The following is a 15,209-nucleotide window of genomic DNA, read 5'->3' as shown; positions in this document are numbered from 1 at the left end:
TGTTTTCCGACGCGATCAGCTCGATCTCGTCGCGCTGGCGCCCCAGCTCGGAGGTGATCGCCCCGAACAGCTCGGGATCACGCTCCGAAAGCGCCTCTGTGAAAAATCCGGGGTCCTGGTGGCTCGCGTTCATGACAGCTCCTGAAAATTGCGCGGGGGTCATCCCGTCCAGCCAAGGCCGGCCGAGATACAGTTCATGGTTTGCATCAGGCGGATGCGGCGGTCTTGCGCCGGGTCCGCGCGCAGCGCTCCCAACAGGCCGATCTGGGCCGCATGGGCGGCGCGCAACGTGCCGTCGTTGCGCGCGACCCGCGTCAGAAAGTTGGGGAACCTGACGCCGATCCCCTGCCCGGTCAGCATCTCGATGGCCTTGCTGCTGCGCCCATGTTCGGCGCAGATCCGGCTAAAGATCGCCTCGGCCCCGGCCCGGTCATCCACCAGCGCGGCATAGTCCTCGGCAATGTCGAGCCGGGCCAGAACCAGCGATTTCTCGACCTCGTCCACGATCAGCCGGAACAGCGGCATCCGGTCAAAGAGCTTGCGCAACTGCGCGGTGCCGCGCTCGCCGCGCACAGTGCAGAAATCCTCGACCGCGCTGCCGAACCCGTACCAGCTGCTGATCATGTGGCGGTTCTGGCTCCAGGCGAACACCCAGGGAATGGCGCGCAGGTCGGACAGAGACTGCGCCCCGAACCGCCGCGCCGGGCGCGAGCCGATGCGCAGCAACGCCAGTTCGTTCACCGGGCTGGCCTGGTTGAAGTAATCCAGAAAGGCCGGGTGTTGCAGCAGGGTCTGATAGCGGGTCTGGCTGAGGCTCGACAGCGTCTCCATCACATCCTCGGCCTCGGGATCGACCGCCTCGAAGGCGGGCTGGGCGCTGTGGCGCAGCACCGACGAGGCCAGCAGCTCCAGCTGCGCCGCGGCGGTGCCGGTATTTGCATATCTGGCAGTCACCACCTCGCCCTGTTCGGTCAGGCGCAGGGTGCCGTTCAGCGTGCCGCGCGGCTGGGCGGCGATGGCGCGTTCGGTGGGCGCCCCGCCCCGGCTGACCGAGCCGCCGCGCCCGTGAAAGAAGACGGGTTTCAGCCCGCTGCGTGCCAGCGCCCGGGTGATCGCCCGCTGCGCCCGGTCGAGCGACCAGGTGGAGCAGACAAATCCACCATCCTTGTTGCTGTCGGAATAGCCCAGCATGATCTCGATCTGGCCCGAGCCGTCGCGCAGGCTGCGGGCGGCGACGGGCACCTCCAGCACATCGCGCAGGACGGCGGGGGCGGCGCGCAGATCCTCGATGGTCTCAAACAGCGGCACCACTTTGAGCGCCAGCCGTTCGGCGCCAAAGCCCGCATAGCGCGCCAGCAGAAAGACCGCCAGCAGATCATCGGCCGAGCGTGTCATCGACAGGATGAAGGGGCCGATCGCCTGCGGGTCGGCGCCGCTGCGTATCTCGCGCATCAGCTCCAGCAGGGCCATCAGCTCTGCCGCCTCGGGGCCAAGACGTTCGCGCGCCACATAGGGCAGATCGGGCTTGCCCAACTCGGCCCGCAGCCGCGCGGACCAGGCGGGCGACAGCGGTTCGGGGGCCTCGCCGGTTGCCTGCCACAGATCGCGCAGCGTACGGGTCACGACTTCGGAATTCTGACGGATATCAAGGGTATGGGCGCGAAAGCCAAAGACATTGACCTGCCAGATCAGCGGGCGCACCAGCAGATCGGCCAACAGACCGGCGTCGATGGCTTGCAGCCCCCGGTCCAGCGTTTCCAGATCGGCGACGAAATCGGCGACATGGGCGTAACGGCCGGCGGCGACCGCCTGGGCGATGGCGGCGGCGGCCTGACGGAACAGCTCGTTGGGGTTGCGTTGGGCACAGGCCGCCGGGTCATCCGCGCGCCGGGTCACGATCCGCTCCAGCGCGGCGCGCTCGGCGGGCGGCACCGGTACCAGCCGGTCCGACAGGCTCAGCCGCTGCACGATCTCGTCCAGCGCCGCGACATAGACGCCGCGCATCATGTCGCGCGAGCGTTCCAACGCCATGCGCGTCACCTCGGCGGTGACATTGGGGTTGCCGTCGCGGTCGCCCCCGATCCAGGAATGGAATTTCAGGCAGGCAGTGCCGGGAAAGCCCGCGCCGAACTCGGCCTCGACCGCGCTGCGATAGCGTTCATACAGCCGGGGCACCGCCGCAATCAGGCTGGTGCGATAGAATTGCAGGCCCCAGTCGATTTCCGCCGCCAGCGTCGGGCGCTCCATCCGCAGTTCGCCGGTCAGCCAGAGGAGGTCGATCTCCATCTCGAGCCGCTGTTCCAGCCGGGTTTCCTCTTGCGGGCTCCAGCGGCGGGATTCGAACTGTACCAGATGGCGATAGATGCGCCGGTGGATTTCCATGACCGAGACCCGCTTGGCCTCGGTCGGGTGGGCGGTGATGGTGGGGCCGACGGACAGCTTCGCCTCGGCCAGAAGGCGCCGCATCTCGCGCCGCGCCTCGGGGTCGGCATCCGAGAGCGCGCGGGCGAAACTGCCCGGCACGTCGCGGGCGGCACCGCTGCGTTCGGCCTGTCGCGCCTCGCGGATGGCCAGGTTCTCGTCCATGATCTGTTGCAGGTGAAACCAGATCGTCGCGGCCTGAAGATGTTCGGCATAGGCCGTTTCATCCCACCGTTCGGCCCCGGATTCGACCGCGCGCGCCACGGCGGGCGCACGCCGCCGCAGCACCCGCAGCCAGGCCGAGCGCAGCCGCGCATGCACCTCGGCGGCATAGACCGTCGCGTCCGCAGAGGGCGCGGTTTCCGCCGCCGCCTGCATCACAGCACCTTGTCGCGCGGATCGCGCCCCTCGAAATAGTCGACCAGATTGTCGAGCACCCGCATCCCCATCGCCTCGCGGGTTTCGCGGGTGGCGCTGCCCAGATGCGGCAGCATCACCAGATTGTCGCAATCGAGCAGGACCGGCGCGATGCGCGGTTCGCCGTCGAAGACATCCAGCGCGGCGCCGCCGATACAGTCGAACATCAGCGCCTGCGCCAGCGCGTGCTCGTCCACCACCTCGCCACGTGCGGTGTTGATCAGGAATGCGTCGGGCTTCATCAGGTCCAGCCGGCGGCTGTTGATCAGGTGCCGGTTGGCCGCCCCGCCCGGGCAGTGTAGCGAGACGAAATCGCAGTGTGGCAGCATCGCGTCAAGCGTCTCGACCTGGGTGGCGCCGTAGCGGTCCAGCACATCCTGCGGCACCGCCGAGCGGTTCTGCACCAGGATTTTCATGCCGAACCCGTGATGGGCACGCTGGGCCATGGCCTGACCGATGCGGCCGAACCCGACGATGCCCAGCACCTTGCCCGAGACCTTGGCCCCCACCAGATGGGTCGGGCGCCAGCCGGTCCACTCACCGGCGCGCAGCTCGCGCTCGCCCTCGCCCGCGCGGCGGGCCACCATCAGCATCAGCGTCATGGCGATATCGGCGGTACATTCCGACAGCACGTCAGGGGTGTTCGACACGGTGATGCCATGGGTGCGGACCGCGTCGGCGTCGATATGGCTGTAGCCCACGCCGTAATTGGCCAACAGCCGGGTCTGCGGTGCGCTGACATCCAGCGCCTCGGCCCCCAGCTTGTCGGTGACCGTGGGCAGGATCGCGTCGAACCGGGCCAGGGCCGAGCGGAACTCGGCACTGGTCAGGGGGGTATCGGTGCGGTTGAACTCGGTATCGAACCGTTCGGCCAGTTGCGCCTCGACGGCGGCGGGCCAGCGGCGGGTGACCAGAACCTTGGGCTTGCTGTTCATGATAACCGGCATGTTCATCACGCCGCCTCCCTCATAACCTTGGCGATGGTGTCGCCGATCACCGCCGGGTTGGGCGCCACGGTGACACCGGCGGCGGTGAGGATCTCGACCTTTTCCGAGGCGCTTTCGCCAAAGGCGGAGATGATCGCGCCGGCATGGCCCATGGTGCGGCCCTTGGGCGCGGTCAGACCCGCCACATAGGCGATCACCGGTTTCGACACGTGGTCGCGGATATAGGCCGCGGCCTCGGCCTCTTGCGGGCCGCCGATCTCGCCGATCATGCAGATGACCTGGGTTTCGTCATCCTGCTCGAACCGGTGCAGGATATCCTTGAAGGACGAACCGTTGATCGGGTCGCCGCCGATGCCGACCGAGGTCGAGACACCGATGCCATGCTCCTTGAGCTGGGCGGCGGCCTCGTAACCCAGCGTGCCCGAGCGGCCGATGATGCCCACCGGACCCGGCAGATAGATATGGCCGGGCATGATCCCCAGCAGAGCCTTGCCGGGGCTGATGGTGCCGGCGCAGTTGGGGCCGGTCAGCACCATGCGGCGCTCGCGCGGGTAACGGTACATGTAGCGCTTGACCCGGATCATGTCCTGGGCCGGGATGCCGTCGGTGATGCAGACGCAATACCGGATGCCCGCATCGGCGGCCTCCATGATGCTGTCGGCGGCAAAGGGCGGCGGCACGAAGACCAGGCTCGCCTCGGCGCCGGTGCGCTCCACCGCCTCTTCGACGGTGTCGAAGACCGGCACGCCCTCGACCGTCTGGCCGCCCTTGCCGGGCACCACGCCGCCCACGACATTGGTGCCATAGGCGATCATGTCGGCGGTGTGAAAGCGCGCCATCTTGCCGGTGATGCCCTGCACGATGACCGGCGTTTCCCTGTCGATGAAGATGCTCATTGCACAGCCCTCACAATGGTGTTTTCAGTAAGGTCGTTCTTCCAGGCGCCCACCGCGCGTTCGGCGGCCTCCATCAGGGTGCGGGCGCGGATGATCGGCAGGCCGGATTTGGCAAGGATCTTCTGACCCTCTTCCACATTGGTGCCCGCCAGGCGGACGATGACCGGTACTTCGACCTGCACCTCTTTCAGCGCCTGCACGACGCCCTCGGCGACCCAGTCGCAGCGGTTGATCCCGGCAAAGATGTTGACCAGCACCGCCTGCACGTTGCCGTCCGACATCACCAGCCGGAACGCCTTGGCCACCCGTTCGGGCGTGGCGCCGCCGCCGATGTCGAGAAAGTTGGCGGGCTCGCCCCCGGCCAGCTTGATCGTATCCATGGTCGCCATGGCCAGACCGGCCCCGTTGACGATGCAGCCGATATTGCCGTCGAGCCCGACATAGGACAGGCCGCGGTCGGCGGCGCGGCTTTCGCGCGGGTCTTCCTGGCTCTTGTCGCGCAGTTCGCTGATATGGGGGTGACGGAACAGGGCGTTGTCGTCAAAGGTCATCTTGGCGTCCAGCGCCAGGATGCGGTTGTCGCCGGTGATCACCAGCGGGTTGATCTCGACCATGGTGGCGTCATATTCGCTGAACGCCTGATAGCAGCCCTGAAGCGTGCGCACCATGCGCGCGGTCAGCGCCGGGTCGATGCCCAGCTTGAACGCGATCTGGCGGCACTGGAAATCCTGCAGACCCACCGCCGGTTCCACCGTGGCGCGCACGATGCTTTCGGGCTTTTCGGCCGAGATCTCCTCGATCTCCATGCCGCCCTCGGCCGAGGCAACGATCATCACTCGTTGCGAGCTGCGGTCGAGCACGAAGCCCAGATAGATCTCGCGCTCGATCGGCACCGCGCCTTCAACATAGACGCGATAGATGCCCTTTCCCTCGGGGCCGGTCTGATGGGTGACCAGCTTGCGGCCGAACAGGTTCTCGCAGGTCTCCTGAATCTCGGCATCGCTGGAGCAGACCTTAACGCCGCCCGCCTTGCCACGGCCCCCGGCATGTACCTGGGCCTTGACCACCCAGCGGTCACCACCGATCTCGCGGGCACGATAGGCCGCCTGTTCGGGGCTGTAGGCCAGCGCGCCGGGGGGAATGTCGACCCCGAAATTCGCCAGGATTTCCTTGGCCTGATATTCGTGAATGTCCATGAGGTCTCTCCTCCTCGACCATGGAAAGGGGGTGCGCGCGGTTATTCCGCCGCGAGCGCGTTGTTGTAATGTTCGTCCAGCGCGGCCAGCGCCGTGGCCTCGTCACCTGCCCCGCCCAGCTCGCGGATCGCCTCGGCAAAGCGGGTGACGATATCGGTGACCGCTGCACGGCTGAGCAGGTTCAGGATGCCGATGCGCACCTGTACCGGCGCCGACAGGGTCGGCCAGATGCCGAAGTTGCGGGCGCGGCAGTTCTGCACCAGCTCCATCTCGCGGCCGCGCAGGTCGCCCGGCAGGTTCAGCACCACCAGCGAGGTCATGTTCGAGGTGACCTCGCATCCCAGCGCCTCGACCGCGCGGCGCAGCGCCGCCTCGTGAAAGGCATAGTCCTTGGCCCGGTTGGCCACGCCCTGTTGCAGGGTGATGCGCAGCGCCTCGTGAAAGGCGGCGACCGCATAGGCGGAATGGGTGCGGTGATAGGTTCCCTTGTCCACATCCTGACCGTCGATGATGCCCCAGTGGCGCGCCTCGAGGATCGGGTGATGCACAAAGCTGCGGGTGCCGGTGGCGCGCAGTGTTTCGATGTAGCGGTCGGTGAAGGACACCGGCGCATAGGTCAGCGGCAGGCAGCAGATGCCCTTTTGCGGGCAGGACGCCCAGCCATGCACGCCCGGGAAATCGTCAATCCGGAAATCCTCGACCCCCAGCGACGACACCGCGTCCACGAGGCCCATCACGTCGTGGCGTTCACAGGCGGCGCTGAACCCGGCAATGTCGTTGATCCGGCCGGAACCCGTCTCCCAATGGGCCATGGCGGCCCATTTCGGCTTGTGCTGGGCCAAGGCGGTCTCGACGATCTCGCCGGTGACCGACTGGCCATGCGGGATATCGACGATCACGACCGATGCAGGGCGCGGATCCAGCGGATTGGCGGCCAGTTCCTCGGCGGTGGCGGCCTTCATGCGGACGGTCAGCCCGTCGATGCCCGAGAAGGTGCCGTTGGTGAACACCACCACCTTGTCGCCCGGCATCACCGCGCTGAACATCACGTCCAGCCCGCTCCAGCCGGTGCCGGCGACGCCGAATGTGTGGATGTTGTCGGTGCCCCAGATCCGGCGCAGCATCAGCTTGCATTCGACCATGCCGCGCAGCACGTCGCCATGCATGTGATCGGCCAGGCCCGCACCGCTAAAGGCGGCAAGCACGCGGGCATCGGTATTGCCCGGGCCGGGGCCCGCCGCGATGGTGGCCGGAATGTCGAGTTTGGGAAACAGCGTATCAGCGGACATGTGGGCTCCTTGGCATTGGTCGGCCAGAGGCGGCCGGTCGGGTTTCCCACAGTGATAAAATCTCTTGTTTGGTGAAAAAACGTCCGATACTCCTGCTTTTGGGCACCCAATAGGGCGGGTAGAAACCTACCCATTTGGGTATGTATCCCGGTGTATGCCGAAAATTTCACTACCTGAATGGGTAGTTTCTTCTGATTTTACAATTGCGTTCAAAAGGATAGCAAATCATGGCACGGGTCGAAATCATGCTGGGGGACGGCAATCCGCTGGTGCTGTCGGCCATGTCCGAGGTGTTCGAGCGTGATCCGCGATTCTCTCTGGTCGCCACCACCGCCACCGCCGAAGGGTTTCTGGGCATGGCGATGCGGGTGCCGATCCAGGTTGGGGTGATCGACTGGAACCTGCCCGCGCTGGGGGCGGAAAAGCTGACCGAGGTGCTGCGCGCTCAGGAACGCGCGCCCCGCGTGGTCATCTATGGCCACGATCATGACCCCGCGGTCCCGCGCCGCGCCATGGCGGTGGGGGCGGCGGCCTTTGTCTCGCGCTCGGCGCCGATCGACAAGCTGGTGCAGACCTGCCTGGACGTTGCCGAGGGCAAGATGGTGTTTCCCTTTCTCGACGTGCGCGAATTGCGCGCCGATCCGATCAGCACGCTGTCGCGCAAGGAACGGCTGTTGCTCGAGGCGCTGGCCGAGGGGCTGACCAACAAACAGCTGGCCGCACGGCTGGGCATCTCGACCAACACGGTCAAGTTCCACCTGTCGAATGTCTTCGACAAACTGTCGGTAAAGAACCGCGCACAGGCGATCGCTTTCTACTATTCTTCGCAGGCAAAGGGCTGAGCGGGGAGAGGTCTGCCCTCACATTCGGTATACACTGGGATGCAATTTTTTTAATTGACAGGAAATCTGTTTTTGCCAATGGCTGAAAGGGACACATCCCTCTGACACGCAAGAAAAGGGTCCTTTTCCATGTCCTTCCACACCATCGAACAAGCCCCCGCGCGGCTCAACCGCTCGGAACTGGCCGTGCCCGGCTCGCAGCCGCAAATGTTTGAAAAAGCGGCACAATCCGATGTCGATGTCATCTTTCTGGATCTCGAGGACGCAGTCGCGCCCGACGAAAAAGAACAAGCGCGCAAGAACATCATCAAGGCCCTGAACGAGGTCGATTGGGGCACCAAGACAATGTCGGTCCGCATCAACGGGCTGGACACGCATTACATGTATCGCGACGTGGTCGACGTGGTCGAACAGGCCGGCGAGCGGCTCGACCTCATCATGATTCCCAAGGTCGGCACCGCCGCCGATGTCTATGCGGTCGACATGATGGTGACCCAGATCGAGGACGCAAAGGGCCTGAAAAAGCGGATCGGATTCGAACATATCATCGAAACCGCGCTGGGCATGCAGAACGTCTCGGAAATAGCGGGCGCCTCGAAACGCAACGAGAGCCTGCATTTCGGCGTGGCCGATTATGCCGCCTCGACCCGGGCGCGCACCACGATCATCGGCGGGGTGAACCCGGATTATTCGGTGCTGACCGACCCGCTGGAGGATGGCAGCCGCGCGGTGCATTGGGGCGACATGTGGCATTATGCCCTGGCTCGCATGGTGGTCGCCGCCCGCGCCAACGGGCTGCGCCCGATCGACGGGCCGTTTGGCGATTTCCAGGACCCCGACGGATACCGCGCGGCGGCCAAGCGGGCCGCGGTGCTGGGCTGCGAGGGCAAATGGGCCATCCATCCCAGCCAGATCGCGCTGGCCAACGAGGTGATGAGCCCGTCGGAAGCCGAGGTCACCAAGGCGCGCCGCATTCTGGAGGCGATGGCCGAGGCCGAGGCGGCGGGCAAGGGCGCGGTCTCGCTCGATGGGCGGCTGATCGACTATGCCTCGATCCGTCAGGCCGAGGTGCTGGTGGAAAAGGCCCGCCAAATTGCCGGCAACTGACACGACAAGCCTGCGAAGCGCGGCGGTCCGGGCGTTCCGGGCCGCCGCGCGCCGTGCCGATCCCGGCCTGGCACTGACCGACTGCCTGCGCCGGACCGGCCTGCCCCGCCCCAGCGGTGACGGCAAGACCATCGTGATCGCCCTGGGCAAGGCCGCCCCGGCGATGATCCGGGCGCTGCACGGCCAGATCACCGGCCCCCGGGTGATGCTCTGCGTCACCCATCGTGAGAATCAGGAGCCGGTGGCCGGGGCCGAGGTGTTCCGCGCCGGGCATCCGGTGCCCGACGAGATCGGCCACCATGCCGCCCGCCGCGTCAGCGAGATACTGGCCGAGACCACCGCGCGCGACGTGGTGCTGGCGCTGATCTCGGGCGGCGGCTCGGCCCTGTTGCCGGCACCGCCGGACGGGGTAACGCTGGATGACAAGCAGGCGCTGAACCGGCTGCTGTTGCAAAGCGGGCTGGATATCAACGCGGTGAACGCGGTGCGCCAGCATGTCTCGGTCTTGAAGGGCGGTGGGCTGTTGCGCCACGCGGCCCCTGCCCCGGTCACCGCCTATATCCTGTCCGATGTGATCGGTGACGACCTGCGTGCCATCGCCAGCGGCCCGACAGTGGCCCCGATCGCCAGCCGGGCCGAGATCCGCGACCTGCTGGAGCGTAAGGGGATCGCCGACGCGCTGCCCGACAGCATCCGCCGCCATCTGCGCCAACCTGAAAGCGCCGACCCGCTGCCAAAGGCGAGCAATCACCTGATCGGTGGCAATCGCGAGAGTCTGGTGGCGGCGGCGGCGGCGCTAGCATCTTTTGGTCCGGTCCGGGTGATCGAGGAACCGCTGGTGGGCGATGTGGGCGAGGCCGCCGAGACCGTGGCCGAGGCCCTGTCCCGCGCCGCACAGGAAGAGGGGCCGCAGGCCCTGATCTGGGGCGGCGAGACCACCGTGCGCGTGCGCGGCAGCGGCATTGGCGGGCGCAATCAGGAATTGGCCCTGCGGCTGGCCGCACTGATGGAGGGCACACCACTGTCGCGGCCCTGGCTGTTCCTGTCGGCAGGCACCGACGGGCGCGACGGCCCGACCGAGGCGGCGGGCGCCTGTGTCGATGCGGGCACCCTGCCCCGCATCCGCGGCGCCGGGGCCGCGCCCGAGACGTTTCTGGCGCGCAATGACAGCAACAGCGCCCTGACCCTGTCGGGCGACCTGCTGGTGACCGGCGCCACCGGCACCAATGTCGCGGATGTGCAGATCCTGCTTCTGAGCTGAACGATTCAGGCGCCGCCCTAGGGGCACCCCTCGGCGGAGCGCGCCTTGCCGTCGCTTTCCTCGCGCCAGTCGGGCACGTCATTGACCAGCATCAGCGCCGCCCGCCGCAGGGTGGCGCGGAACTTGTCCACCACCTCGCCACGCAGGCCGCACTCGGCAAGCGCCGCGTCGAAGGTTTTCAGCCACAGCTCGGAATCGGCCTCGCGGATGGGCACATGGGCATGGATCTCGCGCAGGTTCATATGGCCGAACCGCTCGCGGTAATAGGCGCGCCCGCCCAGAAAGCCGCTGAGAAACTCGAACTGCGCCTGCCGGGTATGGTTCAGCCCATGGCCGCGAAAGTGCAGCCGATGCAGCGGCCAGGCCTCGGGGTCGGTCTCCATCCGGTCGTAGAACGTCTCGACCAGGTCGCGCAGCACGTCCTCGCCGCCGATGGATATAAGTGCCGATGTCATGGGCCTATCCTGTCTTGCCGTGCCCCCGGCCCGCCTTGACCAAGGTCAAGAGCGGGGTCTGGTTTTCTGCGGGTCGTAATGGGCAAAGGGCACGATGGTTGCGGGCAGCCGTTTCTGATGCCCGTCCAGCTTGCCGATCTCGACCTTGGTTCCGACCTCGTGATGGGCCACGTCGACCCGGGCCAGCGCGATGTTCTTGCCCAGAATGGGCGAACGCATGGACGAGGTGACCTCGCCGATCTGGGCCCGTCCGATATGCACGCAATCGCCATGGCCCACATCGACATTGCTGTCGATATCCAGCCCCACCAACATGCGCGCGGGATGTTCCTTGCGCCGGATCAGCGCCTCGCGCCCGATAAAGTCGTCCGGCTTGGACTTGAGCGGCACGGTAAAGCCGATCCCGGCCTCGAACGGGTCGGTCTGGTCGCTGAAATCATAGCCGGCAAAGATCAGCCCGGCCTCGATCCGCACCATGTCCAGCGCCTCCAGCCCCATCGGGCGGATGCCATGGGCCTGACCCGCCTCCCACACCGCGTCGAACACCGCGCCTGCGTGTTTGGGGTGGCAGAAGATCTCGTATCCCAGCTCGCCGGTATAGCCGGTGCGGCTGACCACCACCGGAACCCCCTGATCGTCGCCGATCCGGGCGGGGGCAAAGCGGAACCAGCCGAGCTCTTCGAGCTTGGGCTGATGCGGCGCGGTCCAGATCACCTTTTTCAACAATTCGCGGCTTTCGGGCCCCTGCACGGCGATATTGTGCTGCATGTCGGTCGACGAGCGTACCAGCACCTTGAGCCCCAGCTCGGCGGCCTTTTCCCGGATCCACTCGCCACCGTAGTCCGAGCCGCCGATCCAGCGGAAATTGTCCTTGCCCAGGCGGAACACGGTGCCGTCGTCGATCATGCCGCCATGGGGATAGCACATGGCGGTATAGACGACGCCGCCCACCGGCAGGGTCTTCATGTTACGGGTAAAGATATACTGGCACAGCGCCTCGCTGTCGGGGCCGGTGATCTCGAACTTGCGCAATGCGCTGAGGTCGAGCACCACGCATTTCTCGCGGCAGGCATGATATTCCTCGATCGGGCCTGCGCTGGACATGCAATTCGCCAGCCAGAAGCCGTTGTATTCGATGAAATTCTCGGTGAACCGGGCGAACCGGTCGTGAAAGCCTGTCTGTTTGGTCATTTTCGGTTCCGCGTCGGGGGTGGGCCGGTAAGCTACGGCGCGTTGAAAGGTCTCCTTGCCGCTATAGGTGCGGACATGGATGTCGGTCGGGTTCCAGCCATTGGCGGCCGAGGTATCGTCGGGACAGGCCGAGCTGACACAGACCAGATCGGTCAGCGCCCGCAGCAGCACATAATCGCCGGGGCGCGACCAGGGTTCGTCGGCATACATCACCCCGTGGTCGTCCAGCCCGGTATTGAAGAAGAAGTTGATCGCCATCCAGCCGGCCCGCCCCGCGACCCCGTGCGGCGCCAGCGCGGCGTTGAAATTGTCCGAACAGTTGATGTGGCCGGGATAGCCGATATCGTCGTAATACTTGGCGGCACAGGCCAGCGCAAAGGCATCGTGGCGCCCGCAGGTGTCCTGGATCACCTCGACCAGCGGCTGCATCTCTTGGTCATAGTACTTCGCGTGCAGACCCGGCATCGGATAGGCATGGCCCATCAGTGTCCGGGTGGTGGTCACGTCCAGCGCATGGGCAATGCCCTTGTCCAGCTTGCGCGCCGCGAAACACTGGAAATCGGTGCATTGGCGCCCGTCCACGTCGAGGATCTGGATATAGTCGCCCGCCTTGACGAAATAGGCCTCGGCAGCGGCCGAATGCACCCGGATATCGGCAACCGGATCGGCCAGCGGGTCGGGCAGTTCGAACCGGGCCGCGCTTTTCAGCACCGCGCGGCGGATGAACACGGTCAGCGGCGTGGCGGTGTCCTGCGCCTCGAAGTCCATGATGCCGCCGGGGGCCGCGATGATCACGATCCCCTCGCGGCTGGCGGTAAAGCTTTCGGTCGTGCCCGCAGGCGTGCTGTGTTCGAACAGATGCACCGCGCCCGCCTGCGACAGGTTCAGCCCGCGCGCCTCGATCCCCATCCGCAGGCCCCGCAGCGAGGGATCGTCCGAGGTGAGCAGCGCCATCAGCCCCCCCGGCGCCCCCTGCGCCCGCGCTCCGATCAGCCCGGTATCGAAACCGCCAAGCGGATCGGCGCAGACGATCTCGCAGGGCTGGCCACCCTCGGTATTCTCGATCTCGATCCGGTCGCCGGTTTCCAACCGAAGCAGGATTGCCCCCGCCCCCGGAACCACATAGCGTTCGGTTCCAGGCGGCAGCGAAAACACCCGCGGTTGCAGGATGGCGCTTGGCTTTGGCGGTCCGGAGATGATCTCGGGGTATTTGGTATCCAGCACGTTGCCACTCCGATCATTTGCATTAGCGGAAAATTTCTTTATTGAAGAGAATATATCCCGAGGACCCACCGTGCAAGACATTCGAACCCTTTCCAAACAGATTTCCCCCCAGCGAGGCCGGTCTTGAGCGCGCTGGGCCTGGGGCTGATCGCGGCGCTCTGCTGGGGGCTGCATGACATCACCATCCGCTATCTTAGCCGCACCGTGCCATTGATGGGGGCGCTGGCGGTGGTGCTGGCCACCGGGCTTGCGTTTCAGGCCACGGTTCTGGCCGCGTCCGAGGGCGCGCGCCTGCCGCAAGGCCCTGCGCTGTGGCTGTCGATCGGGTCCGGGCTGGCCTTTCTGGTGGCGAGCCTCGGCCTCTATTTTGCCTTTGAACGCGGGCCGGTGCGGCTGGTCGCGCCGATCATCGGCGCCTATCCGATCCTCTCGCTGCTCTTTGCCTTTCTGGCCGGGTCGCCCATCGGTGCCGATCAGGTGCTGGCGGTGCTGGTGATCGTGGGGGCCGTGGGCGTGGTGGCGGGCCTGTCGGGTGACAGCGACGACCCCGCCCCGCCCAAGGGGCCGACCATCGCGCTGTCGCTGATCGCCGCCATCGGTTTTGCCGCCACCTTCAAGCTGGGCCAGCTGGCCGCCACCCTGGATGGAGAGCTGAACGCCACGCTGCTGGCGCGGGTCACCGCGCTGGTGCTGCTGCTGGCGCTGATCGTGATTCGGCGCCAGACGCTGCGGGTGGGTGCTGCCGCACTGCTGCCGCTGGTGGTGATGGGGCTGCTTGACGGGGTTGCCCTGCTGGCGGTGATCTCGGCTGGGGTGCTGGATCATCCGCAACTGGCGGCGGTGGCCTCGTCCATGTTCGGCCTGATCACCATCGTGCTGGCCTGGGCCTTTCTGCGCGAAAGCATGAGCCGGCCGCAATGGGCCGGCTGCCTCGCCGCCTTTCTGGCCATCGGCTATCTCGCCTGGTAAGGTGACCGATCAGCGGATCCAGCCCGCCGCGCGCTGCTGCTGATGGGCGCGGATCGCGTTGCGCAGCAGGATCGCCACGGTGACCAGCCCGACCCCGCCCGGAACCGGCGTGATCCAGCCCGCCACTTCCTTGACCGCGTCGGTCTGCACATCGCCGACCACGACCGGGCCGTCGGGACCGGGCACGTGGTTGATCCCGATGTCGATCACCACCGCGCCCGGCTTGATCATGTCGGGCCCGATCAGATGCGCCTTGCCCACCGCCACCACCACCACGTCGGCCCGGCGCGAATGCATCGCGACCGAGCGGGTCATGTGGTGGCAGACGGTGACAGTGGCGCCCTCGGCCATCAGCATCATCGCCACCGGCTTGCCCACGATCTCGGAATGGCCGACCATCACCACTTCGAGCCCGGCCATGGTCAGGCCGGTCTCGCGGATCAGTTCAACCGCCGCCGCCGCCGTGCAGGGCGCCATCGCCACATCGTTATAGACGATATTGCCGATCGAGGCGGGGTTCATCCCCTCGACATCCTTGAGCGGATGGATCGCGGCCTGAAGGGCGCGCACGTTGATATGATCAGGAACTGGACGTTGCAGAATGATTCCAAGTACATCCGGGTCATCGTTCATCTCACGGATGAGGCTTTGGCAAACCTCCTGGCTGATCGACCGGTCCCAGAGCTGCTGGTCAAAGGGCACGCCCACCGCGCTGGCGGCACGCGCCTGGTTGCGCACATAGACCGCCACCTCGGGCACGTTGCCGATCGAGATCGAGACCAGCTTGCCGATCCGCCCGACCTGGTTCACATAGGCGCTCACCTCGGAGAGGATCCGCGCGCGCACCGGTTTTCCCGGCAGCAGGCGGGTATCCGTGACCGTGCTCACGGAGTAAGTCCCTTTGGTTCTGTGAGTTTGTTAGCGCGGGTGCAGGCTGTGAGGGTGTTGGCGAGCAGGCAGGCGATGGTCATGGGGCCGACGCCGCCGGGGACCG

At 66.3% G+C, this 15,209-nt stretch carries 12 protein-coding genes and 2 pseudogenes; 4 read left to right on the top strand and 10 right to left on the bottom strand.

Annotated elements, in window-relative coordinates; translation table 11 throughout:
• From glyA to AC2FNY_RS20810, 6 genes and pseudogenes are all read right to left on the bottom strand, one after another.
• Positions 1 to 133, bottom strand: a pseudogene (gene glyA, locus AC2FNY_RS20835) (serine hydroxymethyltransferase); the annotation flags it as partial.
• Positions 134 to 159: 26 nt separating this feature from the next.
• On the bottom strand, positions 160 to 2,799 hold the full coding sequence (locus tag AC2FNY_RS20830) for a phosphoenolpyruvate carboxylase (RefSeq protein ID WP_496803631.1): 2,640 nt from the start codon (positions 2,797 to 2,799) through the stop codon (positions 160 to 162).
• Positions 2,799 to 3,791: a 2-hydroxyacid dehydrogenase gene (locus tag AC2FNY_RS20825; RefSeq protein WP_496803630.1), complete on the bottom strand. Its 993-nt coding sequence runs from the start codon at positions 3,789 to 3,791 to the stop codon at positions 2,799 to 2,801. Before AC2FNY_RS20825 ends, AC2FNY_RS20830 begins: the two co-directional genes overlap by 1 nt.
• On the bottom strand, positions 3,791 to 4,681 hold the full coding sequence (gene sucD / locus AC2FNY_RS20820) for a succinate--CoA ligase subunit alpha (protein WP_234172725.1): 891 nt from the start codon (positions 4,679 to 4,681) through the stop codon (positions 3,791 to 3,793). Before sucD ends, AC2FNY_RS20825 begins: the two co-directional genes overlap by 1 nt.
• A complete protein-coding gene (locus AC2FNY_RS20815; protein ID WP_234176667.1) occupies positions 4,678 to 5,877 on the bottom strand; it encodes a malate--CoA ligase subunit beta in 1,200 nt (399 codons plus the stop codon). Before AC2FNY_RS20815 ends, sucD begins: the two co-directional genes overlap by 4 nt.
• Before the next feature lie 41 nt (positions 5,878 to 5,918).
• Positions 5,919 to 7,166: a pyridoxal-phosphate-dependent aminotransferase family protein gene (locus AC2FNY_RS20810; protein WP_496803629.1), complete on the bottom strand. Its 1,248-nt coding sequence runs from the start codon at positions 7,164 to 7,166 to the stop codon at positions 5,919 to 5,921.
• A 227-nt stretch (positions 7,167 to 7,393) separates the two neighbouring features.
• On the opposite strand from AC2FNY_RS20810, the gene AC2FNY_RS20805 reads away from it, so the two are divergent.
• The 3 genes from AC2FNY_RS20805 to AC2FNY_RS20795 all read left to right on the top strand — a co-directional run bounded on the left by AC2FNY_RS20805 (position 7,394) and on the right by AC2FNY_RS20795 (position 10,376).
• A complete protein-coding gene (locus AC2FNY_RS20805) occupies positions 7,394 to 8,008 on the top strand; it encodes a response regulator transcription factor (RefSeq protein ID WP_234172728.1) in 615 nt (204 codons plus the stop codon).
• 129 nt (positions 8,009 to 8,137) lie between these two features.
• Positions 8,138 to 9,115: an HpcH/HpaI aldolase/citrate lyase family protein gene (locus tag AC2FNY_RS20800; RefSeq protein ID WP_234176662.1), complete on the top strand. Its 978-nt coding sequence runs from the start codon at positions 8,138 to 8,140 to the stop codon at positions 9,113 to 9,115.
• The gene (locus AC2FNY_RS20795) at positions 9,102 to 10,376 is read left to right on the top strand and encodes a glycerate kinase type-2 family protein (RefSeq protein WP_496803628.1); all 1,275 of its coding nucleotides are present in this window, start codon (positions 9,102 to 9,104) and stop codon (positions 10,374 to 10,376) included. The genes AC2FNY_RS20800 and AC2FNY_RS20795 overlap by 14 nt, the downstream gene beginning before the upstream one ends.
• A 17-nt stretch (positions 10,377 to 10,393) precedes the next feature.
• Here AC2FNY_RS20795 and AC2FNY_RS20790 read toward each other — a convergent pair whose 3' ends face one another.
• Together AC2FNY_RS20790 and AC2FNY_RS20785 are read right to left on the bottom strand one after the other, a co-directional pair.
• Positions 10,394 to 10,831 (bottom strand): group II truncated hemoglobin, encoded by a 438-nt coding sequence (locus AC2FNY_RS20790; protein WP_496803627.1) that lies wholly within the window; start codon positions 10,829 to 10,831, stop codon positions 10,394 to 10,396.
• A gap of 45 nt (positions 10,832 to 10,876) precedes the next feature.
• Positions 10,877 to 13,246 (bottom strand): trimethylamine N-oxide demethylase, encoded by a 2,370-nt coding sequence (locus AC2FNY_RS20785; protein ID WP_496803626.1) that lies wholly within the window; start codon positions 13,244 to 13,246, stop codon positions 10,877 to 10,879.
• Positions 13,247 to 13,369: 123 nt separating this feature from the next.
• On the opposite strand from AC2FNY_RS20785, the gene AC2FNY_RS20780 reads away from it, so the two are divergent.
• Positions 13,370 to 14,215: a DMT family transporter gene (locus tag AC2FNY_RS20780; protein WP_234166780.1), complete on the top strand. Its 846-nt coding sequence runs from the start codon at positions 13,370 to 13,372 to the stop codon at positions 14,213 to 14,215.
• A 9-nt stretch (positions 14,216 to 14,224) separates the two neighbouring features.
• Here AC2FNY_RS20780 and AC2FNY_RS20775 read toward each other — a convergent pair whose 3' ends face one another.
• The gene (locus AC2FNY_RS20775) at positions 14,225 to 15,103 is read right to left on the bottom strand and encodes a bifunctional 5,10-methylenetetrahydrofolate dehydrogenase/5,10-methenyltetrahydrofolate cyclohydrolase (protein WP_496803625.1); all 879 of its coding nucleotides are present in this window, start codon (positions 15,101 to 15,103) and stop codon (positions 14,225 to 14,227) included.
• Positions 15,100 to 15,209: pseudogene (locus AC2FNY_RS20770) on the bottom strand (bifunctional methylenetetrahydrofolate dehydrogenase/methenyltetrahydrofolate cyclohydrolase); the annotation flags it as partial. The gene AC2FNY_RS20775 and the pseudogene AC2FNY_RS20770, both read right to left, overlap by 4 nt.

This window comes from Ruegeria sp. BHSC223 (assembly GCF_059613025.1).
Note: the sequence above shows the minus strand (reverse complement) of the source record. Positions and strands in the feature narration are given on the sequence as shown.

What these genes read in the sequence shown, in the direction of transcription:
- AC2FNY_RS20790 (WP_496803627.1), bottom strand. Translation starts at nt 10,831, where the DNA reads ATGACATCGGCACTTATATCCATCGGCGGCGAGGACGTGCTGCGCGAC.
- sucD (WP_234172725.1), bottom strand. Translation starts at nt 4,681, where the DNA reads ATGAGCATCTTCATCGACAGGGAAACGCCGGTCATCGTGCAGGGCATC.
- AC2FNY_RS20825 (WP_496803630.1), bottom strand. Translation starts at nt 3,791, where the DNA reads ATGAACATGCCGGTTATCATGAACAGCAAGCCCAAGGTTCTGGTCACC.
- AC2FNY_RS20800 (WP_234176662.1), top strand. Translation starts at nt 8,138, where the DNA reads ATGTCCTTCCACACCATCGAACAAGCCCCCGCGCGGCTCAACCGCTCG.
- AC2FNY_RS20830 (WP_496803631.1), bottom strand. Translation starts at nt 2,799, where the DNA reads ATGCAGGCGGCGGCGGAAACCGCGCCCTCTGCGGACGCGACGGTCTAT.
- AC2FNY_RS20805 (WP_234172728.1), top strand. Translation starts at nt 7,394, where the DNA reads ATGGCACGGGTCGAAATCATGCTGGGGGACGGCAATCCGCTGGTGCTG.
- AC2FNY_RS20810 (WP_496803629.1), bottom strand. Translation starts at nt 7,166, where the DNA reads ATGTCCGCTGATACGCTGTTTCCCAAACTCGACATTCCGGCCACCATC.
- AC2FNY_RS20815 (WP_234176667.1), bottom strand. Translation starts at nt 5,877, where the DNA reads ATGGACATTCACGAATATCAGGCCAAGGAAATCCTGGCGAATTTCGGG.